General features: G+C 72.7%; 21 protein-coding genes, 1 tRNA gene and 2 pseudogenes. 16 read left to right on the forward strand and 8 right to left on the reverse strand.

What is annotated here, in order from left to right; genetic code table 11:
- The first annotated feature begins 9 nt into the window (after window positions 1–9).
- From ABZO29_RS26990 to ABZO29_RS27010, 5 genes are all read left to right on the forward strand, one after another.
- Window positions 10–903, forward strand: a complete 894-nt coding sequence (locus ABZO29_RS26990; RefSeq protein ID WP_367322761.1) for a xanthine dehydrogenase family protein subunit M — start codon at window positions 10–12, stop codon at window positions 901–903.
- Window positions 900–2,696 (forward strand): 2Fe-2S iron-sulfur cluster-binding protein, encoded by a 1,797-nt coding sequence (locus ABZO29_RS26995; RefSeq protein ID WP_367322762.1) that lies wholly within the window; start codon window positions 900–902, stop codon window positions 2,694–2,696. Before ABZO29_RS26990 ends, ABZO29_RS26995 begins: the two co-directional genes overlap by 4 nt.
- Window positions 2,693–5,002: a xanthine dehydrogenase family protein molybdopterin-binding subunit gene (locus ABZO29_RS27000; RefSeq protein ID WP_367322763.1), complete on the forward strand. Its 2,310-nt coding sequence runs from the start codon at window positions 2,693–2,695 to the stop codon at window positions 5,000–5,002. Before ABZO29_RS26995 ends, ABZO29_RS27000 begins: the two co-directional genes overlap by 4 nt.
- Before the next feature lie 112 nt (window positions 5,003–5,114).
- Window positions 5,115–5,648 carry an AAA family ATPase gene (locus ABZO29_RS27005; RefSeq protein WP_367322764.1) on the forward strand — a complete coding sequence of 178 codons (534 nt, stop codon included), beginning with the start codon at window positions 5,115–5,117 and terminating at the stop codon, window positions 5,646–5,648.
- Window positions 5,649–5,788: 140 nt separating this feature from the next.
- Window positions 5,789–6,955 (forward strand): SUKH-4 family immunity protein, encoded by a 1,167-nt coding sequence (locus ABZO29_RS27010; RefSeq protein ID WP_367322765.1) that lies wholly within the window; start codon window positions 5,789–5,791, stop codon window positions 6,953–6,955.
- A gap of 17 nt (window positions 6,956–6,972) precedes the next feature.
- Here the strand turns inward: ABZO29_RS27010 and ABZO29_RS27015 are convergent.
- Window positions 6,973–7,044: transfer RNA gene (locus ABZO29_RS27015), tRNA-Cys, on the reverse strand.
- 213 nt (window positions 7,045–7,257) lie between these two features.
- Here ABZO29_RS27015 and ABZO29_RS27020 point away from each other — a divergent pair.
- The 5 genes and pseudogenes from ABZO29_RS27020 to ABZO29_RS27040 form a co-directional block, all read left to right on the forward strand.
- A pseudogene (locus ABZO29_RS27020) lies at window positions 7,258–7,493 on the forward strand (MFS transporter); the annotation flags it as partial.
- A gap of 223 nt (window positions 7,494–7,716) precedes the next feature.
- A complete protein-coding gene (locus ABZO29_RS27025) occupies window positions 7,717–7,956 on the forward strand; it encodes a hypothetical protein (protein WP_367326435.1) in 240 nt (79 codons plus the stop codon).
- Between the two features lie 163 nt (window positions 7,957–8,119).
- Window positions 8,120–9,910, forward strand: a complete 1,791-nt coding sequence (locus ABZO29_RS27030) for a DEAD/DEAH box helicase (protein ID WP_367326260.1) — start codon at window positions 8,120–8,122, stop codon at window positions 9,908–9,910.
- Between the two features lie 363 nt (window positions 9,911–10,273).
- A complete protein-coding gene (locus ABZO29_RS27035; RefSeq protein ID WP_367322766.1) occupies window positions 10,274–10,915 on the forward strand; it encodes an IclR family transcriptional regulator in 642 nt (213 codons plus the stop codon).
- A gap of 258 nt (window positions 10,916–11,173) precedes the next feature.
- Window positions 11,174–11,965, forward strand: a complete 792-nt coding sequence (locus ABZO29_RS27040; RefSeq protein ID WP_367322767.1) for a PDZ domain-containing protein — start codon at window positions 11,174–11,176, stop codon at window positions 11,963–11,965.
- 50 nt (window positions 11,966–12,015) lie between these two features.
- Here the strand turns inward: ABZO29_RS27040 and ABZO29_RS27045 are convergent, their stop codons facing one another.
- The 5 genes and pseudogenes from ABZO29_RS27045 to ABZO29_RS27065 form a co-directional block, all read right to left on the reverse strand.
- Window positions 12,016–12,207 carry a hypothetical protein gene (locus ABZO29_RS27045; RefSeq protein ID WP_367322768.1) on the reverse strand — a complete coding sequence of 64 codons (192 nt, stop codon included), beginning with the start codon at window positions 12,205–12,207 and terminating at the stop codon, window positions 12,016–12,018.
- Between the two features lie 12 nt (window positions 12,208–12,219).
- A pseudogene (locus ABZO29_RS27050) lies at window positions 12,220–12,734 on the reverse strand (ArsR/SmtB family transcription factor).
- A complete protein-coding gene (locus ABZO29_RS27055) occupies window positions 12,731–13,456 on the reverse strand; it encodes an ABC transporter permease (protein ID WP_367322769.1) in 726 nt (241 codons plus the stop codon). The pseudogene ABZO29_RS27050 and the gene ABZO29_RS27055 overlap by 4 nt, the downstream one beginning before the upstream one ends.
- The gene (locus ABZO29_RS27060; RefSeq protein WP_367322770.1) at window positions 13,453–14,061 is read right to left on the reverse strand and encodes an ABC transporter permease; all 609 of its coding nucleotides are present in this window, start codon (window positions 14,059–14,061) and stop codon (window positions 13,453–13,455) included. The genes ABZO29_RS27055 and ABZO29_RS27060 overlap by 4 nt, the downstream gene beginning before the upstream one ends.
- A gap of 21 nt (window positions 14,062–14,082) precedes the next feature.
- Window positions 14,083–14,550 carry an Lrp/AsnC family transcriptional regulator gene (locus tag ABZO29_RS27065; RefSeq protein ID WP_367326262.1) on the reverse strand — a complete coding sequence of 156 codons (468 nt, stop codon included), beginning with the start codon at window positions 14,548–14,550 and terminating at the stop codon, window positions 14,083–14,085.
- Window positions 14,551–14,672: 122 nt separating this feature from the next.
- Here ABZO29_RS27065 and hppD point away from each other — a divergent pair, with 122 nt between their 5' ends.
- From hppD to nthA, 4 genes are read left to right on the forward strand one after another with little or no spacing between them, the layout of a single operon-like run.
- Entirely contained in the window at window positions 14,673–15,818 is a 1,146-nt protein-coding gene (gene hppD / locus ABZO29_RS27070) for a 4-hydroxyphenylpyruvate dioxygenase (protein WP_367322771.1), read from the forward strand.
- Window positions 15,819–15,850: 32 nt separating this feature from the next.
- A complete protein-coding gene (locus tag ABZO29_RS27075) occupies window positions 15,851–16,132 on the forward strand; it encodes a hypothetical protein (RefSeq protein ID WP_367322772.1) in 282 nt (93 codons plus the stop codon).
- Window positions 16,125–16,412: an SH3-like domain-containing protein gene (locus ABZO29_RS27080; RefSeq protein WP_367322773.1), complete on the forward strand. Its 288-nt coding sequence runs from the start codon at window positions 16,125–16,127 to the stop codon at window positions 16,410–16,412. Before ABZO29_RS27075 ends, ABZO29_RS27080 begins: the two co-directional genes overlap by 8 nt.
- Window positions 16,402–16,983, forward strand: coding sequence for a nitrile hydratase subunit alpha (gene nthA / locus ABZO29_RS27085; protein ID WP_367322774.1), 582 nt, complete (start codon window positions 16,402–16,404; stop codon window positions 16,981–16,983). The genes ABZO29_RS27080 and nthA overlap by 11 nt, the downstream gene beginning before the upstream one ends.
- 7 nt (window positions 16,984–16,990) lie before the next feature.
- On the opposite strand, the gene ABZO29_RS27090 is transcribed toward nthA, so the two are convergent.
- A complete protein-coding gene (locus ABZO29_RS27090) occupies window positions 16,991–18,394 on the reverse strand; it encodes a tetratricopeptide repeat protein (RefSeq protein ID WP_367322775.1) in 1,404 nt (467 codons plus the stop codon).
- Between the two features lie 92 nt (window positions 18,395–18,486).
- Here ABZO29_RS27090 and ABZO29_RS27095 point away from each other — a divergent pair, with 92 nt between their 5' ends.
- A complete protein-coding gene (locus tag ABZO29_RS27095) occupies window positions 18,487–19,893 on the forward strand; it encodes an FAD-binding oxidoreductase (RefSeq protein ID WP_367322776.1) in 1,407 nt (468 codons plus the stop codon).
- A 19-nt stretch (window positions 19,894–19,912) separates the two neighbouring features.
- Here ABZO29_RS27095 and ABZO29_RS27100 read toward each other — a convergent pair whose 3' ends face one another.
- On the reverse strand, window positions 19,913–20,323 hold the full coding sequence (locus ABZO29_RS27100; protein WP_367322777.1) for an SsgA family sporulation/cell division regulator: 411 nt from the start codon (window positions 20,321–20,323) through the stop codon (window positions 19,913–19,915).
- Window positions 20,324–20,565: 242 nt separating this feature from the next.
- Between ABZO29_RS27100 and ABZO29_RS27105 the strand changes: the two genes are divergently transcribed.
- The gene (locus ABZO29_RS27105) at window positions 20,566–22,152 is read left to right on the forward strand and encodes an RDD family protein (RefSeq protein ID WP_367322778.1); all 1,587 of its coding nucleotides are present in this window, start codon (window positions 20,566–20,568) and stop codon (window positions 22,150–22,152) included.
- The last annotated feature ends 73 nt before the right edge of the window (window positions 22,153–22,225 follow it).

Genomic DNA, 22,225 nt, shown 5'->3' on the forward strand with positions numbered 1-22,225 from the left:
CAGCCGGTTTTGAGCACGCACGCACCGCAGGCGGCGCAGGCCGTCACGCTGCCCACGACGCTGGACGAGGCAGTGGCGGCGCTCACCGCCATGCCCGCCGCGGTGCCCGTGGCCGGCGGCACGGACCTGATGGCCGCGGTCAACTCCGGGCAGCTCCGGCCCGCCGGTCTGGTCGGTCTCGGCCGGATCAGCGAGATCCGCGGCTGGCAGTACCAGGACGGTCACGCTCTGCTCGGCGCGGGCCTCACCCACGCCCGCATGGGGCGCCCCGACTTCGCCGCCCTCATCCCGGCGCTAGCGGCCTCCGCGCGCGCCGCGGGTCCGCCGCAGATCCGCAACGCGGGCACCCTGGGCGGCAACATCGCCTCGTCCGCGCCCACCGGGGACGCGCTGCCGGTCCTTGCCGCCCTGGAGGCGACGCTGATCATCGCGGGCCCGGGCGGAGCCCGCCGGGAGATCCCGGTGTCGCACCTGCTGGCCGGCGTGGAGATGCTGCGCGGCGGCGAACTCATCGGGTACGTGCGCGTGCCGCTGCTGCACGCGCCGCAGGTCTTCCTGAAGGCGACCGGCCGCACCGGCCCCGGGCGCTCCCTCGCGTCCGTGGCGCTGGTCCTCGACCCGGCCCGGCGCGGGGTCAGGTGCGCCGTCGGCGCCATAGCGCCGATGCCGCTGCGACCCCTGGAGGCCGAGCAGTGGGTCGCCCAGCTCATCGACTGGGACAACAACCGCGCGATCGTCCCCGAGGCGCTGGGCGCCTTCGGCGAGTACGTCGCCGCGGCCTGCATCCCCGACCCGGCCCCGGAGGGGGACGGTTCCGTACCGCAGCTTCCGCCCGCCGTACTGCACCTGCGGCGCACCGTCGCCGCGCTGGCCCGACGAGCACTGGGAAGGGCGCTGTCGTGACCGACGACCAGCACGGAGAGGGCACGCCCCAGGGCGCGGGCCGCTGGGACCCGCTGCCCCAGGGTGACTACGACGACGGCGCCACCGCCTTCGTGAAGCTCCCGGAGGGCGGCATCGACGCCCTCCTGTCGGGCAACAGCCCGCTCGCCGCCCCGGGCCACGGCTACGTGCCCCCGCGGATAGCGGTCGCGCCCTCGCCCACCGACCCGAACGCGACGGGCGCGTGGACCGCGCCCGCCGACGGAGCAGAGTGGCCCGACGCGAACGCCGTACCGTCCCACGAGACCGGCGGCGAGACCGGCGGCGACGACCGGTTCAGCTACAACCCCGGTGCCACCGGGCAGTGGACCTTCGAGGAGACCGCTCCGGCACCCGGTCACGACGTGACCGGGCAGTGGTCGATCCCCGTCGCCGGGGGCGACCTTCCGGACGAATCGGGCGAGTTCACGACGTCGTCGCTGATCGAGCAGTGGGGCGGAACGCCTCCGGCCACGCTGCCGGGCGGCGCGCCGGCACCCTGGGCGACGAGCGCGACGGGGGAGCCGTGGGGGCAGCAGGCGGCGGACTCCGGCGGGGCGGAGGCCTCTTCGGCCGCTGCCGGCGCCGGTGTGGCCGAGCGGTCGACGGTGAGCGGGCACGAGCACCACGGCCACGGTCCCGGGCAGCCTGCTCACGAACACGACCACCACGACCACCATCACCATGAGCCCGGGCAGTCGGCGCACGAGCACGCCGCCCACGACGGGACGGCGACGCACTACGCGCCCCAGCACTCGGCAGAGGCGGCCGCCCAGGCCGCCCCGCACGCCTCGGAGGCCGCCGAAGGGGCTGCCGAAGCCGAAGGGGCCGCTGAGGGGCCCGGGATCGCCGGGGACGCCCGGGAGCCCACCGAGCCGCCCGCACGGCCCGGTTCGCCCGCGGGACACGGCCCGGCGTCGGGGGACGACGCGCAGGGCACGGCATCCGGTCGCTCCCACGCGGAGACCCCCGAGGGCGCCGCGAACGACCCGTCCCACGACGAGTCACCCGCGCCTGGCGGCACGGCGGCCACCGCATCACAGGACGACCCGGCCCCCGCGCCCGACGACACCCCGGCTTCCGGCTCGCCCGGCAACGCGCCCGACTCGGCGTCCCCGCACGAGGCCCCTCCGCCTCCCCACGAGGAGCACCCCCTCGCGTCGTACGTCCTGCGCGTCAACGGTGCCGAGCGCCCCGTCGCCGACGCCTGGATCGGTGAGTCGCTGCTCTACGTCCTGCGCGAGCGGCTCGGCCTCGCGGGTGCCAAGGACGGCTGCTCGCAGGGCGAGTGCGGGGCCTGCAACGTGCAGGTCGACGGGCGGCTCGTCGCCTCCTGCCTCGTTCCGGCCGTGACCACCGCCGGCAGCGAGGTCCGCACGGTCGAGGGCCTGGCCGAGGACGGGCAGCCCTCGGACGTGCAGCGGGCGCTCGCCAGGTGCGGCGCGGTGCAGTGCGGTTTCTGCGTGCCCGGCATGGCGATGACCGTGCACGACCTGCTGGAGGGCAACCCGGCGCCGACCGACCTGGAGACCCGCCAGGCGCTGTGCGGAAACCTGTGCCGCTGCTCCGGCTACCGGGGCGTCGTGGAGGCCGTCAAGGAGGTCGTCGCCGAACGCGAGGCACACCGCGCGGCGGACGCCGAGACGGAGCCGGACGAGGCACGTATCCCGCATCAGGCGGGCCCGGGAGCCGGCGGCGTCAACCCGTCGGCGTTCGAGCGGACCGGTCCGCACGACCGGACGTACGGACAGGGACAGGACGGAGGCCAGGCGTGAGCAACGAAGCCGCCACCGCGACCACCACCGCGGAGGCCGCACCCGCCCCCGAGCCACTGCCGCACGGCCTGGGCGCCTCCCTGCGGCCCGCCGACGCCCGTGCCAAGACCGAGGGCACGTTCCCGTATGCGGCCGACCTGTGGGCCGAGGGCCTGCTGTGGGCGGCCGTACTGCGCTCGCCGCACCCGCACGCGCGCATCGTGTCCATCGACACGTCCCACGCGCGCGAGATGCCCGGCGTACGGGCCGTCGTCACACACGAGGACGTCCCCGGCCGCCCGCTGTACGGCCGCGGCAAGGCGGACCGCCCGGTCTTCGCCTCCGAGGTCGTACGCCACCACGGCGAGCCCATCGCCGCCGTCGCCGCCGACCACCCGGACACCGCGCGCATGGCCGCCGCAGCCGTCATCGTCGAGTACGAGGTGCTCGACCCGGTGACCGACCCCGAGCAGGCCTTCGAGGCCGAACCGCTGCACCCCGACGGCAACCTGATCCGGCACATCCCGCTGCGCCACGGCGACGCGGACGCGGTCGGCGACGTCGTGGTGGAGGGCCTGTACCGCATCGGCCGCCAGGACCCGGCCCCCATCGGCGCCGAGGCGGGCCTCGCCGTGCCGCGTCCCGACGGCGGCGTGGAGCTCTACCTGGCCTCCACCGACCCGCACGCCGACCGGGACACGGCCGCCGCGTGCTACGGCCTGGAGCCCGAGCGCGTGAAGATCGTCGTCACGGGCGTGCCCGGCGCCACGGCCGACCGCGAGGACCAGGGCTTCCAGATCCCGCTCGGCCTGCTGGCGCTGAAGACCGGCTGCCCGGTCAAACTCACCGCGACGCGCGAAGAGTCCTTCCTGGGGCACGCGCACCGCCACCCCACGCTGCTGCGGTATCGCCACCACGCCGACGCCGAGGGCAAGCTGGTCAAGGTCGAGGCGCAGATCCTGCTCGACGCGGGCCCGTACGCCGACACGTCCTCGGACGCCCTGGCCGCCGCGGTGGCGTTCGCCTGCGGACCCTACGTCGTTCCCAACGCCTTCATCGAGGGCTGGGCCGTCCGCACGAACAACCCGCCGTCGGGGCATGTTCGCGGCGAAGGCGCGATGCAGGTCTGCGCAGCCTACGAGGCACAGATGGACAAGCTCGCGAAGAAGCTCGCCGTCGACCCGGCGGAGCTGCGCCTGCGCAACGCGATGGCCACGGGTGACGTGCTGCCGACGGGCCAGACCGTGACCTGCCCGGCTCCGGTCGCCGAACTGCTGCAGGCCGTACAGGAGTTCCCGCTCCCGCCGCTGCCCAAGGACACACCCGAGGAGGAGTGGCTGCTGCCCGGCGGCCCCGAGGGCGCCGGCGAACCGGGCGCGGTGCGCCGCGGCGTCGGCTACGCCCTGGGCATGGTGCACATGCTGGGCGCGGAGGGCGCCGACGAGGTCTCCACGGCGACGGTCAAGGTCCAGGACGGCGTGGCGACCGTGCTGTGCGCCGCGGTGGAGACCGGGCAGGGCTTCACGACGCTGGCCCGGCAGATCGTCCAGGAGACGCTCGGCATCGACGAGGTGCACGTCGCCCCGGTCGACACCGACCAGCCCCCGGCGGGCGCGGGCTGCCGCGGACGCCACACATGGGTCTCGGGCGGCGCGGTGGAACGGGCCGCGAAAATGGTCCGTACGCAGCTGCTGCAACCGCTGGCGCACAAGTTCGGCATGTCGACCGAGCTGCTCCAGATCACCGACGGAAAGATCACGTCGTACGACGGCGTCCTGTCCACCACCGTCACGGAGGCGATGGAGGGCAAGGAGTTGTGGGCCACGGCCCAGTGCCGCCCCCACCCCACCGAACCGCTGGACGACGCGGGCCAGGGCGACGCCTTCGTGGGCCTCGCCTTCTGCGCGATCCGCGCGGTCGTGGACGTCGACATCGAACTGGGCTCGGTACGGGTCGTGGAGCTCGCGGTCGCCCAGGACGTGGGCCGGGTCCTGAACCCGACGCAGCTCGCCGCCCGTATCGAGGCGGGCGTGACGCAGGGCGTGGGCATCGCCCTCACGGAGAACCTGCGCACCCCGCGCGGCCTGATCCGCCACCCCGACCTCACCGGCTACGCCCTGCCGACCGCCCTGGACGCGCCCGACATCCAGATCGTCAAGCTGATCGAGGAACGGGACGTCGTCGCGCCCTTCGGGGCGAAGGCGGTCAGCGCGGTGCCGGTCGTGACCTCCCCGGCGGCGATCGCCTCCGCCGTACGGGCCGCCACGGGCCGCCCGGTCAACCGGCTGCCGATCCGCCCGCAGGCGGCGGTGGTGACGGTCCAGTGAGCGAGCCGGGGCAGCGGTACGAACCTCCGCCCGGCGTGGGCAAGTTGCTGCTGTGGATCCTGCTGTTCGCAGTTGCGGCGGTGGTCGTGGTCCTGGGCGGCATCTACTTCACGTGAACGGCGTCGTCCTCGTCACGGGTGTGATGGCGGCCGGGAAGTCGACGGTCGCGCAGGCACTGGCGGAGAGACTGCCGCGGTCCGTGCACGTCCGCGGGGACGTGTTCCGGCGGATGATCGTTTCGGGGCGGGAGGAGTACGTCCCCGGAGCCGGCGCGGGCAGTGAGGCGGAGACCCAACTACGGCTGAGGCACAGGCTGTCGGCGGCGACGGCGGACGCGTACGCGGAGGCGGGTTTCACGGCGGTCGTGCAGGACGTCGTACTGGGCGAGGACCTGACCGCCTACGCAGCGCTGATCCGCACCCGCCCGCTGTACGTGGTCGTGCTGGCGCCGAGTGCCGGGGCGGTGGCGGCGCGGGAGGCCGGGCGGGCGAAGACGGGCTACGGGGCGTGGACGCTCGAGGCGCTGGACGCGGCGCTGCGGACGGAGACGCCGCGCATCGGCCTGTGGCTGGACACGTCGGAGCTGACCGTGGAGGAGACGGTGGAGACGATCCTGGCGGAGAGGCAACGCGCGAGGGTGGTCTGAGCGTCTTCCGGTGAGGGGGCGTTGTCAGTGGCGGGGCGTAGTGTTCTGGGCAGTGGGGAACGGCCGGCGGTGCCGGCCCGACCGGCTGGGCTGCCGTGCGCTGCCCGGGGGACTGTGAACTTCATGCACGGGGGACAACCATGAGCACGACCGACACCGCGGTGATCACCTTCACCGACGCCGAGCTCGATCCGTACGTCACGCACGCGGCGACGCGCCGCTGGCTGACCGGCCCCGGACTGCCGGGCGTGGGCGGCCTGTTGACGTTCGAGGCGCTGCGCCGCGACGGCCTGCGGACGGTGGCGGACTCGACGGGCGACCCGGAGGGCAGACTGGCGAGGGAGCTGCGGGACCGGCTGGTCATAGGGGGACTCCTGGGCGCCGACGGCGCCGAGCGGGAGTCGGTCCTGCTGGACGGTGCGACGGGCGAGATCTCGACGACATACTTCTTCCACGACCGCCCCGACCTGATGGACTCCAGCCCGCTGGCGCCGTCGCTGCGGACGCTGGTGCGGTTCGCGACCGCCGCGGACGAACTGGCGGCACTGCGCGGTCAGTTCGCGTGCTACGCGGGCCGCTTCGGCCCGCAGGCGGTGGCGGGGGCTTCGCGACAGCTGCTGGCCCTGTTCGAGGAGGGCGCGGACGGCGAGCTGCCTCCGTTCTGGAGGATGACGGCGGTGATCCGCCCGCTGTCCCTCATGGCGGGCCCGGGCACGACGTCGGGCCTCGCCCTGGACCTCCCGCCCCGCCTCCTGGACGAGGAGTTCGGCACCGCCCGGATCGCCCGCTTCGAGGAGGTCGACTTCCCTGCCGCGCTCACGCACGAGCCGACGCGCCGCTTCCTGCGCGAGGTGGGCCTGCCGGAGGAGACCGTCTGGTTCTCGCTGGACACGGACGTCCCGCTGGCGACCCTGGCGGAGTACCGCGAGGACGAGCAGGCGGACCTCCCCGAGGACGCCGACCGCCTGATACGCCTCGGCCACCTCCTGGAGGACACCAGCCTCGTCCTCGACGGCACCACGGGCGCGGTCCTCTGCTGGAGCGAACCCGACGAGACCCTGCGCCCGATGAACGCCGACATCTCGACACTGGCGTTCACCTTCTGGCTGATCCACCGCGAGAAGTCCCTGGACGGCCGGCACAGCCTCACGGACGCGTACGAGCAACTGGCCGACACGATGACCCGAACCCTGGCATCCCTCGACCCGACGGCCTGCGACCCCACCCCGACCTCCCCGGAGGACGACGGCTGGCGCTACTGGCCGGAGATGTTCGAGGACGAGGCGGGCGGAGGGCTGTACGCGTAGCCCTCCGCCCGGAAAAGAAGCCGTGGCGGGAATCGAACCCGCGTAACTCGCTTTGCAGGCGAGTCCCTAAACCACTCGGGCACACGGCCGTGTCGGGGAGCGTGGTGCTCCGTTCCTAACTCGGTGCAATGACCGTACGGCGGGTTCGGAAGCGGGCTCAAGGGCGGGGTGGGGGCTGCAATGCGACTGCCATACGCCGTTCATGAAAGGGGTGCGGACCGGCGGTCGTACGACCAAGGTCCCGGTCCGGGGCAGACTTCCGACAGGGGTCAACCCGGGCCGTGTACCTTACGCTGGCGACCATGACCGCCCTGGAACCATGCGACACCGGCGTCGCGGGCCCTCTGACCTCGCCTCGGCTGCCGAGCGGGACGGCAGCGTGCTGGGTCGCTCCTACCGGGCCCTGAGCATCGGCATCGTCTCCGTCGTCCTGCTGATCGCCTTCGAGGCGACGGCCGTGGGGACGGCGATGCCCGTGGCGGCGCGGGAGTTGGACGGGGCGTCGTTGTACGCGTTCGCGTTCTCCGGGTACTTCACCTGGTTCTGGCGAGGATGCCCCGGCGTTCACGCAGAGGAGGAATCGCCTCCCCGCCTCGGGACGCGGAGCGTCGCCGCATCCGCCCTCCCCCGGGCGCGGAGCGCCCGCACGGCCATCCGGCACGCTCGGCGTGGGTGTTCGTCACCGCACCCGCCGTCGGGAGCGCGACGAGGTGTGAACGGCCGAGTGCACAAGCTTCGCCGTTCAGTTCACGGCCGAGAAGGTGACGACCAGCCTGTTCGGGATGGTGCTCGTCGGGCAGTGGTCCGATCGGCGGGGGCCGCTCGGGGCGTTGACCACAGGGATCGGCGCGTTCGCGGCGGAGTTGCTCCCGCTGGATCCCGGATTCGACGTGGACGAGGCGGAGCGGTTCGTCCTTGACGTGTGCCAAGGCGTTCTCGACGTCCACGGCATCGCAGCGCGGCTGCCGCGCTTCGCCGACTGTGAGGTGGATCCCACCTGACGGTGACCCGGCCCGGTCCGCACGTTGGTGCTTCCGGGCCGCCGGTAGGGTGGCCCGGTTGTCATACCCGCCCGAGCCGCCCGACCCACCCACGGAGACCGTGACTACCGCCCGCCCGTCACCCGCCACCACCCTCAACGGAGGGCCCTCCGGGCCCGCCCCCGTGTCTGCTTCCTCCTCCCACTCCCACCATCTGTCACCTGCCTTCCCCGGCCGCGCCCCCTGGGGCACCGCCAGCAAGCTGCGTGCCTGGCAGCAGGGGGCGATGGAGAAGTACCTCCAGGAGCAGCCGCGTGACTTCCTCGCCGTCGCCACGCCCGGCGCCGGCAAGACGACCTTCGCGCTGACGCTGGCGTCCTGGTTGCTGCACCACCACGTCGTGCAGCAGGTCACCGTGGTCGCGCCGACCGAGCATCTGAAGAAGCAGTGGGCCGAGGCGGCCGCCCGGATCGGCATCAAGCTCGACCCCGAGTACAGTGCGGGACCGCTCGGCAAGGACTACCACGGGGTCGCGGTCACGTACGCCGGAGTCGGCGTGCGGCCCATGCTGCACCGCAACCGCGTCGAGCAGCGCAAGACCCTCGTCATCCTCGACGAGATCCACCACGCCGGCGACTCCAAGTCCTGGGGCGAGGCCTGCCTCGAGGCCTTCGAGCCCGCCACCCGGCGCCTCGCGCTCACCGGTACGCCCTTCCGCTCCGACACCAACCCCATCCCCTTCGTGACGTACGAGGAGGGGGCGGACGGGATCCGCCGCTCCGCCGCCGACTACACGTACGGGTACGGGTCCGCCCTCGCCGACGGGGTCGTCCGGCCCGTCATCTTCATGACCTACAGCGGCAACATGCGCTGGCGCACCAAGGCCGGCGACGAGGTCGCCGCCCGGCTCGGCGAGCCCATGACGAAGGACGCCATCAGCCAGGCCTGGCGGACGGCGCTGGACCCGCGCGGCGAATGGATGCCCAGCGTGCTGCGCGCCGCCGACCAGCGCCTGACCGAGGTCAGGAAGGCCGTCCCGGACGCGGGTGCGCTGGTCATCGCCTCCGACCAGGACTCGGCCCGCGCCTACGCCAAGCTGATCCGGGAGATCACCGGCAGCAAGGCGACCGTCGTCCTCTCCGACGACGCCGGAGCGTCCGGCAGGATCGACGAGTTCAGCCACAACACCGACCGCTGGATGGTCGCGGTGCGGATGGTGTCCGAGGGCGTCGACGTGCCCCGGCTGGCGGTGGGTGTGTACGCCACCACCATCTCCACCCCGCTCTTCTTCGCGCAGGCCGTCGGGCGTTTCGTACGGTCGCGCAGGCGCGGCGAGACCGCCTCCGTGTTCCTCCCCACCGTCCCCGACCTGCTCGGCTTCGCCGGTGAGATGGAGCGCGAGCGCGACCACGTCCTCGACAAGCCCAAGAAGGACGGCGAGGAGGACCCGTACGCCGAGGAGGAGAAGCTCCTCCAGGAGGCCGAGAAGCAGCAGGACGAGGACACCGGCGATCAGGACATGCTCCCCTTCGAGGCGCTGGAGTCCGACGCCGTCTTCGACCGGGTCATGTACAACGGCGCCGAGTTCGGCATGCAGGCCCACCCGGGGAGCGAGGAGGAGCAGGACTACCTCGGCATTCCGGGCCTCCTCGAGCCCGACCAGGTGCAGCTTCTGCTGCAGAAGCGGCAGGCCAAGCAGATCGCGCACAGCCGCAGGAAGCCGGACGCGGAGGCCGACCTGCTCGAGATGCCCGCCGAGCGGCGGCCGGTCGTCACGCACAAGGAGATGATGGAGCTGCGCAAGCAGCTCAACACGATGGTCGGCGCGTACGTCCATCAGAGCGGCAAGCCGCACGGCGTGATCCACACCGAGTTGCGGCGCGTGTGCGGCGGGCCGCCGAGCGCCGAGGCGACGGCCGGACAGCTGCGGCAGCGCATCGCCAAGGTCCAGGAGTGGGCGACCCGCATGAAGTGACGTCGTGCGCCCTGTGGTGCGGGCGTACCGCGTGATGCGGGGTTGCGAGGCGGTTTCGGGGGCGTGAAGTGGGGCCCAGGGCGCCGGGCACACGGCACGTATCGGGATAAACACAAGTAGTCCATACCGGCCGATGACCGGATTCTGGACGGAGCCTTCCGCTCAGCGAACCGGCTTCGCTAATGTCCCGCTACGCACACGCCCCGTGGCAGCGCCGCCGCGGAGCGCAGCCGTGAAGCGACTGGGCCCGGACAAGCCGGGTCGTCCTGCCGATCGGCGGCCTCTCAAGCGCGTCGCCGACGGGACTCGGCGACGCATCCGTAGCGCGGGGGCTGCCGACCTCACCACTAAGGAGTGGGCGTCGTGACCGCGGAGACCTCCCAGACGCTCGATCGAGGACTACGGGTTCTCAAGCTGCTGGCCGACACGGACCACGGGCTGACCGTGACCGAACTGTCCAACAAACTCGGTGTGAACCGGACCGTGGTGTACCGCTTGCTCGCCACGCTGGAGCAGCATGCGCTCGTACGGCGTGACCTGGGCGGACGAGCCCGGGTCGGGCTGGGAGTGCTGCGGCTGGGGCGCCAGGTGCATCCGCTGGTACGGGAGGCCGCGCTGCCCGCGCTGCGGTCGCTGGCCGAGGACATCGGGGCGACGGCCCATCTGACGCTGGTCGACGGGTCGGAGGCGTTGGCCGTGGCCGTCGTGGAGCCGTCGTGGACCGACTACCACGTCGCGTACCGGCCCGGGTTCCGGCATCCGCTGGACCGGGGGGCCGCGGGCCGGGCGATTCTCGCTGCGCGGCAGGCGCCGTCGGCGGAGCCCGGGTACACCTTGACCCACGGGGAGTTGGAGGCGGGGGCGAGCGGGGCGGCGGCGCCGTTGCTCGGGGTCACGGGTGTTGAGGGCAGCGTCGGGGTGGTGATGCTGGCGGACGCGGTGCCGGAGCGGGTGGGGCCGCGGGTGGTGGACGCGGCGCGGGAGGTCGCGGAGGCGTTGCGGTGAGCCGGCGGTAGTAGGTGCCCGGGGTTGGTGCCGGCGGGTGGGTCGCGCAGCGCGGCGCTGACGGGGCGCCGCCCGCGGCCACCCTCCCCCACCCTCCCCCACTCTCGGCTTCGCTCGAGCGGGGGACCCCCATCGCCCCTGGGGGCACCTCCCACGCCCTTAAGGCAGTGGGTGAGGCACGACTGCCCGCGGACCGACCGCGCTGCCGAGCGGTGACCGGCCCCTGGCCGGAACGTGCCCTCACGTTAGATTGATCCCGTGCTCTCTCGTCTCACTCGCCCCCAGGCCCTCGCCGTCTGTGCGCTGCCCGTCGTCGCGCTGGTGGCCACCGCGGTGTTCGCGCCGTTGCCGTTCGCCGTGGCGGAGCCCGGGATGACGGCGAACGTGCTCGGCAAGAACAAGGGCACCCAGGTGATCACGATCTCCGGGGCGCCGACGCGGGCGACGAGCGGGCAGTTGCGGATGACGACCATCGAGGCGACCTCCCCGGACACGGACGTCTCGCTGGCCGACGTGATCGACGGCTGGTTCCGCTCCGACCAGGCGATCATGCCGCGCGATTCGGTCTACCCGAGTGGCGAGAACACCAAGGAGATCGAGCGGCACAACACGGAGCAGATGAAGGAGTCCCAGGACGCGGCGACCGAGGCCGCCCTGAGCTACCTGCACCTCAGCGACAAGAACATCAAGGTCACCCTGAAGCTCTCGGACGTCGGCGGCCCCAGTGCCGGGCTGCTCTTCTCGCTCGGCATCGTCGACAAGCTCGACGGCGACGGCAGCGGCGGCGACCTCACGGGCGGCCGCACCATCGCCGGTACGGGAACGATCGACGCCGACGGGAAGGTGGGCGCGGTCGGCGGCGTGGCCCTGAAGACGCAGGCCGCGCGCAGGGACGGGGCGACGGTGTTCCTCGTGCCCAAGGACGAGTGCTCCGACGCCGAGTCCGAGCTGCCCAAGGGGCTGCGGCTGGTTCCGGTGACCACGCTGAAGGGCGCGGTCAGCGCACTGGTCGCCCTGCAGACGGGGAAGGGCTCCGTACCGAGCTGCTAGGGCTCTTCTGACGGATCTCCGCGGCGTCGCGGCGTTCCATCAGAAGAGCCCTAGTGGGCGAGGACCGGCCTCGTGGCGCTCGGCGTGGCCAGGCGCAGGCCCACCTCCACGAGGGTCCAGCCGACGCGGGTGCGCAGGGCGCGCGGGGGCTTCGCCTCCATCGCGAGGCGGTGGGCCTCGGCTTCGGCGTGCAGGCCGGCGGCGCGGACGTGGTGCAGGGCGAGCTTGGTCTCGATGTGCATCGGTGTGGCCTCTCAGTCCGTGCTGATGGGGAAGAGGTGCGTGTGGATGCGTACCGTCTCGACGCCCGGGGAGTCCGTGTCGCGGACCCGGCTCCGGTAGTCGTCGACCAGTGCGTGCATCTTGGTGACGAGTTCGGCGGCCAGTTCGGGCGTCAGCCGTAGCGTCGCGTCGCTCATGTCGGAGCCCTGGGACCATGCCTCGGACCAGTCGTCGCGAGTGCCGAGCCAGGTCGAGTTTTCACGGGCGTGGCGTCCTCGAACTCGGTGCTGTCGAAGACCAGTCCCTCGTCCACCGCCTGCCACCAGCGCTCCCACCCCTTGCCCTGCTCGGGTGCGTCCTCCACGAAGCCGTGGGCGGCGAGCTGGCGCAGGTGGTAGCTGGTGGCTCCGCTGGACTCGCCGAGCCGCTGGGCCAGTTGGGACGCCGTGGCGGGCCCGCGCTGTCGCAGCGCGTCCAGCAACTGCATCCGCAGTGGGTGTGCCAGTCCGCGTGCTTTGCAATCACTTCTTTGTAAGTCTCGCCTCAGATCCCCGTCTTCAACCCCCGTGCCCGCAGCAGCAGTTCGCCCACCGATGCCAGCCAGTCGGCCAGCAGCGCCAGCGCGACCGTGAGGACGGAGCCGAGCACCAGCACCGGCATGCGCCGGGTGGTGATGCCCGTCGTGATCAGCACGCCCAGGCCGCCGCCCCCGGCGAAGGCCGCCAGAGTCGCCGTACCGACGTTCAGCACGAGGGCGGTCCGGACGCCCGCGAGGATCACCAGCGGCGTCGGGACGTTCGCCTTCAGGGAGGCGATCACGGTCGACAGAACCGGGAGGACAGCGCAGAGGACCATGCCGATCAGGGCGGCCGTCCTGCCCGTGCCGAGCCAGAGGGTCAGGAGCGCCAGCAGGCCGACCGCCGGGACCGCCCGGCCCAGGGCGGCGACGGCCCTCGCCACCCGGAGCACCCTCCCGAACCCCGCACGGGCCGGCAGCACAGCCGGCGGAAGCGTGATGATCAGCACGAGGATCGTCGAGATCACCGCCAGTTCCACGTGCTGCCACAGCGCCTCCGACACCCGGCCGTGGGCCAGCGCGTTCTCGGAGACCGTGTCCAGGTCGGCCTGCCGGCACCACAGCAGGGCCGCCAGCAGTACGGCCACCAGGAAGGCGGGCAAGAGGGTCAGCTTCTGCCAGGTCACGTGGAGCCGGGGGAGAGGCGACGGCGGGCAGGCCTGTGTCGGTTCGTCCACCTCCGACGTGGTCATACGCGAACCCCCCTCGGAATCGTCAGCCGCCCGACGACCACGTACGCGGCGTCGAACAGCAGCGTCAGGACGACGATTCCGAGCGTGCCCGCGAGGACCTCGTTGAGCGCGTTCTCGCCGGCCGGGGACTCAAGACCGCGGAAGATCTCGTTGCCGAGGCCCGGCCCGGACGCGTACGCCGCGATCGCCGCGATGCCCATCAGCATCCGCGTGGCGACCCGGATGCCGGTCAGGATCTGCGGCCAGGCGATCGCCAGCTCCACGCGTACCGCCCGCGCCGTCGGGTCGACCCCCCGCAGCCCCGCCACCGAATGCCGCACGATCGGCAGCAGCCCGAACAGCGTCAGCGCGATGACGGTCGGCGGCACGCCGAGCCCCACCACCGGGATCAGCAGACCGATCACGGCGAGCGAAGGGACGGCCAGAAGGGTGGAGGCGGTCGTGGTCACGAGACGGCCGGCCCGCTCGCCGCGGTGGGCGAGGACCGCGATCAGTACGCCGAGCACGGTCGCCACGGCCACGCAGGCGAACACGACACCGGCGTTCCGGCAGGCGTCGGTGAGCAACTGCTGGTGGCGGTCGCCGAGGTACTCCCAGAAGCTCACACGCCCTCACTCCTACATGGGTCAGGCGCGGGCCGCCTGCTCCACCAGCGGGATGATCCGCAGCGGAACGGCGTTCTCCATCACGATCGCGGTGGAGGCCCGGACGATCCCATCAAAACCGACGACCAGGTCGATGACCCGCTGGAGATCGGCGTTCGAGCGGGCCACGAGCCGGCACAGCATGTCCCCGGTACCGGTGGTGGTGTGCAGCTCCAGCACCTCCGGGACGGTCGCCAAGTGGGCCCGTACGTCGGCTCCTTGTCCCTGCCGGATCTGCAGTGTCGCGAACGCGGTGACGGGATAGCCCAGCGCCGCGGGATCGACCTGGGGCCCGAACCCACGGATGACTCCATTCGACTGAAGCCGGTCCAGCCGCGCCTGCACCGTCCCCCGGGCCACCCCGAGCCGCCGCGACATCTCGAGCACGCCGATCCGCGGCTCCCGCGCCAGCAGCACGATGATCCGCCCGTCCAGATGATCGATCGCCATGCCGTCCTCCCGGGTGGTCATCCTGTACAGAAGGGCCGCCGATACGGCCGTACGACTGGACATATTGTTCGCCAATCATGCGAACTGTTGCGCATCTTGCAGGGCAGTACAAGGCTGCGGCCATGACAGAGACCACACACCACACTCCCGACACCGCCCGGCAGGCCGACCCCTTCCCGGTCAAGGGAATGGACGCGGTCGTCTTCGCCGTGGGCAACGCCAAGCAGGCGGCGCACTACTACTCCACCGCCTTCGGCATGAGGCTGGTCGCGTACTCCGGACCGGAGAACGGCAGCCGCGAGACCGCGAGCTACGTCCTGGAGAACGGCTCCGCCCGCTTCGTCCTCACGTCGGTCATCAAGCCGGCCACCACCTGGGGCCACTTCCTCGCCGAGCACGTGGGCCGGCACGGTGACGGAGTCGTCGACCTGGCCATCGAGGTTCCGGACGCCCGCCGCGCCTACGCCTACGCCCTCGAGCACGGCGCCCGCTCGGTCGCCGAGCCGTACGAGCTGACGGACGAGTACGGCACGGTCGTCCTCGCCGCGATCGCCACGTACGGCGAGACCCGCCACACCCTGGTCGAGCGCACGGGCTACAAGGGCCCCTACCTCCCCGGCTTCGAGGCGGCGCACCCCCTCGTCGAACCGCCCGCCCACCGCACCTTCCAGGCCATCGACCACTGCGTCGGCAACGTCGAACTCGGCCGGATGAACGAATGGGTCGGCTTCTACAACAAGGTCATGGGCTTCACGAACATGAAGGAGTTCGTGGGCGACGACATCGCGACCGAGTACAGCGCGCTGATGTCGAAGGTCGTCGCCGACGGCACGCTCAAGGTCAAGTTCCCGATCAACGAGCCCGCCATCGCCAAGAAGAAGTCCCAGATCGACGAGTACCTGGAGTTCTACGGCGGCGCGGGCGTCCAGCACATCGCGCTCAACACCAACGACATCGTCGAGACGGTACGGACGATGCGCGCGGCCGGGGTGCAGTTCCTGGACACGCCCGACTCCTACTACGACACCCTCGGCGAGTGGGTCGGCGACACCCGCGTCCCCGTGGAGACGCTCCGGGAGCTCAAGATCCTCGCCGACCGCGACGAGGACGGCTATCTGCTCCAGATCTTCACCAAGCCGGTCCAGGACCGTCCGACCGTGTTCTTCGAGATCATCGAACGCCACGGCTCGATGGGCTTCGGCAAGGGCAACTTCAAGGCGCTGTTCGAGGCGATCGAGCGGGAGCAGGCCAAGCGCGGAAACCTGTAGCCGACGGCTGTGCCCGGCATAGGGTGACGTCCATGGCGAGGATCAACGACGTGGGCGGCACCCAGGGGTTCGGAGCCATCGACACCACCGATGACCCGGCGCCCTTCCACGCCGACTGGGAGGCCCGGGTCGTCGGGCTGTTCAACGCCCTGCGTGCGCGGGGGATCTTCAACACGGACGAGTTCCGGGACGCGATCGAGTCGATCCCGCCGGGGGAGTACCTGGCGTCCTCGTACTACGAGCGCTGGTTCAACGCCATCTGCGCGCTGCTGGAGCGAAAGGGCGTCATCGGGCCGGGTGAGCTGGATGACTGACCGCTTCCCGCCGGGCACCCGGGTCTGCACCTTCCGCCACGACCCGCCGCACCACACCCGCCTGCCCCGGTACGCGCGCGGCAAGCGGGGCGTGGTCGTCGAGCCGGAGGGGCGGGCGCCGCTCGCCGACGTCAGCGCGCAGGGGCGCTCGGCCGTGCCCGTCGAGCAGGTGTACGCGGTCCGCTTCGAGGCCCGCGACCTGTGGGGCGAGGGCGACCACCACGTCGTACTGGACCTGTGGGAGAGCTATCTGGAGGAGGAGCCCGGCGATGAGCGGTGACCACTCCGACGCGCTGATCGCGCGGCGGGTACGGCGGCTGGAGACCCTGCTGGAGGAGAAGGGGCTGGTCTCGGGCGAGGCGGTGGACGAGGTGATCGACGCGTTCCTGGCGGGCTCGTCCCCGGCCAACGGCGCACGGGTGGTGGCGCGCGCCTGGACCGACGAGGCGTACCGGTCCCGTCTGCTGGCGGACGGCACCGCCGCTGTCCGGGAGCTCGGCTTCATGGAGGGCCCGTACCAGCGCCTGCGGGTCGTGGAGAACACGGACTCGACCCACAACGTCATCGTCTGCACCCTCTGCTCCTGCTATCCGCTCCGCCTCCTCGGCCCGTCCCCCGGCTGGTACAAGTCCGAGGCGTACCGCTCCCGCGTGGTGCGCGAACCCCGGGCGGTCCTGGCGGAGTTCGGCCTCCACCTGCCCGATTCGGTGGACATCACGGTGTGGGACTCCAGCGCCGAGACGCGCTACATGGTGCTCCCGCGCAGACCGGAGGGGACCGACGCGCTGGACGAGGAGCGGTTGGCGGCGCTGGTCACCCGCAACGCGCTGATCGGCACGGCCGCGGTCTGAACCCCTCCTACTCCGGCACGCCCTCGTCCGCCGGCTCCCCCAACTCCGCCAACGCGGCCCTCGCCTCCCGCACATGCAGCGGCGAGAAGTACGGATTGATCCGCAGCGCCTCCTGAAGGTGCCGCCGCGCCGGCCCGGACTGCTGCAGCTGCCGCTCGATCATGCCCCGGTGGTACGCGTACAACGCACTGCGCACCCCGCCCCCGTGCACCTTGTCCGTGGCCGCCGTGGCGAACCGCAGCGCCTCCTCGTCCTGGCCTGCCCGGTGCAGCGCCCACCCCAGCGCGTCGGCCACCGCGATCCCCGGCTGGCGCTGCCACTCGGCCCGCAGCCGCTGCACCGCCGCCTGCGGATCCCCGTGGTCCGCCTCGGACAGGCCGAGGACGAGCTCCCCGTCGACCCCGCCCGCCGCGTCCTGGTTCACCCGCTCCCGCAGCAGGTCGTACTGCACCCGCGCCGCCGATTCCAAACCCAGCGACTCGTACAACTCGCCCAGCTCCAGCGCGTACTGCGGCAGCGGCTGCTTGGCCAGCGCCGCCCGGTACGCGCCCAGCGCCTCCGACGTGCGGCCCAGCGCGGCCAGCGCCCGCCCCTGCCCGGCCTGCGCGGCCCGCTGGTCGGGGTCGAGACGCAGCGCCGCCCGGAAGTGCCGCAGGGCGACCTCCCGGTCCCCGCGTTCCCACGCCAGCTGCCCGGCCCGCTCCAGCCACGCCGCCTGCTCGGCCGGCGCCTCGGCCGCCGCCGCGTCGGACAGCGCGGCCGCCGCGTCCTCGCGCCTGCCCTGGTCGCGGTAGACGGCTGCGGCCCGCGCCAGCACGGCCGGCCCGGACCGCAGCTCAAGGAGCTTCTCCAGCGTCCGCCTGGTCGCCTTGTAGTCACCGAGGCCCGTGTACGCGTCGAGGAGCGGCGGATAGGCCGTCCACCGCTTCGGCGCCAGCTTCAGAGCCGACTCGCCCCAGGTCCGCGCCGCCCTGAAGTCCCGGCGCGCGTTCGCCAGCGCGGCCATGCCGTCGAGCGCCTCCGCGTTCCCCTCCGGCCGCACGTCGAGCGACGTGCGCAGCGCCTGCTCCGCCTTCGGGTAGTACACGGCGGCGTCCGCGGTGCGCCGGCCCTGCTCCACGTAGGCCGCCCCGAGCACGGCCCACGACTGCGCGTCCCCGGGATGCGCCCGCACCCGTGCCTCGCGCTCGTCGATCAGCACGGCCAGGTCGGGCAGCGCGGCCGGGACACCGGCGCCGACGGCCGTCAGCGCCTGCGCGCCCTGGGCCGGCGCGGGCGCCCTGGTCGCCGCCGGATCGTCGAGCAGGGACATCAGCAGCCCGCCGAGTACGGCACACCCCAACAGCGAGCCGATCAGCACGCGCCCGCGCACCCGGGGCCGGGCTTCGTCTTCCTTCTGCATGGCGTCCATGCCGCTCACTGTGCGGCAGTACGACGACCACACCCGGGCGGCCCAAGGGTGCCGCCGACGGGGTTCACACCGATGGCCCCCGGTGCGACGCTGTGATCATGAGCCGTATCGAAGCGCCGCGCGACGAAGCCACCGGCAACCTTCTCGACCGGCTGCTCGCCGGCCTGCCCGCCGAGGCCGTCCTCACCGACCCGGACGTCACGGCCTCCTACGCCAACGACATGGCCAGCTTCTGCCCGGCCGGCGCTCCCGCGGTGGTCGTCCTGCCGCGCACGGTCGAACAGGTCCAGCACGTCATGCGCACCGCCACGCAGCTGCGCGTCCCGGTCGTCCCGCAGGGCGCCCGCACGGGCCTGTCGGGCGGGGCCAACGCCTCCGAGGGCTGCATCGTGCTGTCGCTGACGAAGATGGACCGGATCCTGGAGATCAGCCCCGTCGACCGCATCGCGGTGGTCGAGCCCGGAGTCGTCAACGCGACCCTCTCCCGCGCGGTGGGCGAACACGGTCTCTACTACCCGCCGGACCCCTCCAGCTGGGAGATGTGCACGATCGGCGGCAACATCGGCACGGCGTCGGGCGGCCTGTGCTGCGTGAAGTACGGGGTGACGGCCGAGTACGTCCTCGGCCTGGACGTCGTGCTGGCGGACGGGCGGCTCATGAGCACCGGCCGGCGCACGGCGAAGGGGGTCGCCGGGTACGACCTGACCCGGCTGTTCGTCGGCTCCGAGGGCTCGCTCGGCATCGTCGTACGGGCGATCCTGGCCCTCCGGCCGCAGCCGCCGCAGCAGCTGGTGCTGGCCGCCGAGTTCGCCTCCGCGGCCGCCGCCTGCGACGCCGTCTGCCGGATCATGGCGGGCGGCCACGTCCCGTCGCTCCTCGAACTCATGGATCGTACGACGGTGAAGGCCGTCAACGACCTGGGCCACATGGGCCTGCCGGAGACGACGGAAGCGCTGCTGATGGCCGCGTTCGACACACCCGACCCGGCCGCCGACCTCGCCGCGGTCGGCGAGCTGTGCGAGGCCGCGGGCGCCACCCAGGTGGTCCCGGCCGACGACGTGGCCGAGTCCGAACTGCTGCTGCAGGCACGGCGGCTGTCGCTCACCGCCCTCGAGGCGGTCAAGGGCACGACGATGATCGACGACGTGTGCGTGCCCCGGTCGAGGCTCGGCGACATGCTCGAGGGTGTCGCGCGGATCGCCGAGAAGTACCAGCTCACCATCGGGGTCTGCGCGCACGCGGGCGACGGCAACACACATCCCACGGTCTGCTTCGACGCGCAGGACCCCGACGAGTCCCGGCGCGCCCGCGAGTCCTTCGACGAGATCATGGCCCTCGGTCTGGAACTCGGCGGCACGATCACCGGCGAGCACGGCGTGGGCGTGCTGAAGAAGGAGTGGCTGGCGCGCGAGATCGGCCCGGTGGGGGTGGAGATGCAGCGGGCGGTCAAGCAGGTCTTCGACCCGCTGGGCATCCTGAACCCGGGCAAGCTGTTCTGAACTTCGCGGCCCGCCGGGCTCACCGGGCGAGCAGCTGGGCGAGGGCGTCGTCCATCCCCAGCTGCTCGCCCTCCGTCCCCGGCGGGACCACCCGAAGCGTCCGCTCCAGCCAGGCCGACACCTGCGCGGCGGGCGCCTCGAGCAGGGCGTCCCCATCGGGTGAACTCAGCGCCATCAGCACGACGCTGCGCCCGTCCGCCTTCGTCGGCCACACCCGTACGTCCCCCTGCCCGCACGGCCGGAACACCCCCTCCACCAGCAACTCGCGGGCGAACGCCCAGTACACGGGCTGCTCGGAGTCGATGTGGAAGGTGATGTGCACGGCGAACGGGTCCTCCGTGCGGTAGCTGAGCCGGGCCGCGACGGGGATGCTGTGCTCCGGCGACAGGACGAGTCTGAGCTCCAGCTCGCGCTCCACCATGGTGTGCATCGTCGTACCTTCCTCTCGTAGGGGGCCCGTTCGGGTGGGCCCGTACGAGGTGAGAGGGCGAGGGGTCCGGAATCATTACGCGGGTTCGCGGAACTTTTTTCGGGCCTGTCCTCCGCGTGTGAAGTACGTGTACGAGGTTGCCCGGAAAGGGGCGGGTCCGGCGGGACTGGCGGTGCCACATGCGCTGGTCTGATAGATGTGGAGGCCGCATACGACCCCCGAGCAGATACGGGACGACGGACATGAGCGCCCCAACCCCGGCCCCCGGCGACGACAGGCCCCGCGAAGGGTATTACCCGGACCCGTCCATTCCTGGATACGTCCGGTACTGGAACGGTGCCGCCTGGGTACCGGGCACGAGCCGGCCGGCGCCGTCCGACGGCGAGCCGCTCACGCCCCCGCCCGGCACGCGCCCCGCACAGCCCTCCGTGGAGGAGACCGGGCCGCACTTCTTCGACGAGGACCCGCAGCCCTCCGCCGGCGACCAGTACGGGAGCCGGCCCGAACCGGCGTCCGCGTGGGGCGCCGACCGGTCCCGGCAGTCCGGCTTCGGCGGCGATCAGGACCGCCGGGTCTCCTGGGGCAGCCCGCAGGGCGCCGACCCCCGCGTGCCCGCCCCGAGTCCGGCGCAGCCCGACGGCCGCTCGCCGAGCGCGGACGGTACGGCGACGATCCCGCCCGCGGAGCAGGAGGAGGTTTCCGGTTCCGATGGCGCCGTGGCCTCGGGCGGCACGTTCGTGTTCCGCCGCCCGACGGGCAGGCCGGACGCCTCCGGCCCTCCGGCGGACGACGGCACCGTGACGTTCCGTGCGCTGCCCCCGCGCACGGGTCAGCAGGACGGGGCGTCCGGGGCGCAGCCGGGGAGCACGGGCGCCCCGGCAGACGGCGGTGGCGCGGGCGCGGAGGCGGGTGCGGGCGGCGGAGCTCCCGGCTTCGGTGCCGGCAAGGCGGCCGTCGAGCGTGCGGCAGCGGCACAGGCACAGGCGCAGGGCCAGGGCCAGGCCCAGGCGCAGGGCCAGCCGCAGGTACCGGCCCCGGTACAGGCGGCCGGTGCCGGGGCGGCCGCGCAGCCGCCCGCCGTCGTGGCCCCGGCGGCTCTCTCCAGCCCCCAGCAGGCCGGCCCGGGTGTTCCCCAGCGGGCCGCCGGTGTGCCCCAGCAGGCCGCGGCCCGCGCCGAGCAGGCTGCCGCCCCGGCTCCCCCCATGAGCACCGGTGTCGGTGGCGGGCAGTCCTCCTGGGCGCAGCAGGTGCACCAGTTGGCGGGGGCGTCCGGGGACGGCAGGCCGCCCGCGCCCTGGAAGCCGCCGGTCGAGGACGTGTTCCAGGCGGCCGCCCGGCGCCAGGCGGCGGCCCGCCCCGCGGGGCTCGGCAAGCGGCTGGCCGCCCGGCTGATCGACACCGTCGTCCTCGCGGGCGTCACCGCCGTGGCCGCCGTACCGCTGGGGATCAAGGCGGTCGACCACGTGACCGAGAAGATCGACGCGGCCAAGCTCTCCGGCCGTACCGTCACGGTCTGGCTGCTCGACGGCACGACCTCGGTGTATCTGGGTGTCGTCCTCGCCGTCCTGCTGGTCTTCGGCGTGCTCTACGAGGTGCTGCCCACCGCCAAGTGGGGCCGGACGCTGGGCAAGAAGCTGCTCGGCCTGGAGGTACGGGACATCGAGGCACACGAGCCGCCGTCCTTCGGCCTGGCCCTGCGCCGCTGGCTCGTCTACAGCGTCCCCGGTCTGCTCGGCATCGGTGTCGTCGGTGTCGTGTGGGGTCTGTTCGACCGGCCGTGGCACCAGTGCTGGCACGACAAGGCGTCCCATACGTTCGTGGCGGGCTGACCGCATACAGCAGAAGAACCAGTCAAATCGGTACTCCGGACGGCCGCTCGCCGGATGCGGAGCCGGGACGTTC

It is taken from the genome of Streptomyces sp. HUAS ZL42, assembly GCF_040782645.1.
Classification (GTDB): Bacteria; Actinomycetota; Actinomycetes; order Streptomycetales; family Streptomycetaceae; genus Streptomyces.

Bases quoted from the DNA above. Each gene is read 5' to 3' on its own strand.
- ABZO29_RS27010 (WP_367322765.1), top strand. From the start codon at position 5,789: ATGAGCACGACCGACACCGCGGTGATCACCTTCACCGACGCCGAGCTC.
- ABZO29_RS27045 (WP_367322768.1), bottom strand. From the start codon at position 12,207: ATGCACATCGAGACCAAGCTCGCCCTGCACCACGTCCGCGCCGCCGGC.
- ABZO29_RS27055 (WP_367322769.1), bottom strand. From the start codon at position 13,456: ATGACCACGTCGGAGGTGGACGAACCGACACAGGCCTGCCCGCCGTCG.
- ABZO29_RS27065 (WP_367326262.1), bottom strand. From the start codon at position 14,550: ATGGCGATCGATCATCTGGACGGGCGGATCATCGTGCTGCTGGCGCGG.
- hppD (WP_367322771.1), top strand. From the start codon at position 14,673: ATGACAGAGACCACACACCACACTCCCGACACCGCCCGGCAGGCCGAC.
- ABZO29_RS27075 (WP_367322772.1), top strand. From the start codon at position 15,851: ATGGCGAGGATCAACGACGTGGGCGGCACCCAGGGGTTCGGAGCCATC.
- ABZO29_RS27080 (WP_367322773.1), top strand. From the start codon at position 16,125: ATGACTGACCGCTTCCCGCCGGGCACCCGGGTCTGCACCTTCCGCCAC.
- nthA (WP_367322774.1), top strand. From the start codon at position 16,402: ATGAGCGGTGACCACTCCGACGCGCTGATCGCGCGGCGGGTACGGCGG.
- ABZO29_RS27090 (WP_367322775.1), bottom strand. From the start codon at position 18,394: ATGGACGCCATGCAGAAGGAAGACGAAGCCCGGCCCCGGGTGCGCGGG.
- ABZO29_RS27100 (WP_367322777.1), bottom strand. From the start codon at position 20,323: ATGCACACCATGGTGGAGCGCGAGCTGGAGCTCAGACTCGTCCTGTCG.
- ABZO29_RS27105 (WP_367322778.1), top strand. From the start codon at position 20,566: ATGAGCGCCCCAACCCCGGCCCCCGGCGACGACAGGCCCCGCGAAGGG.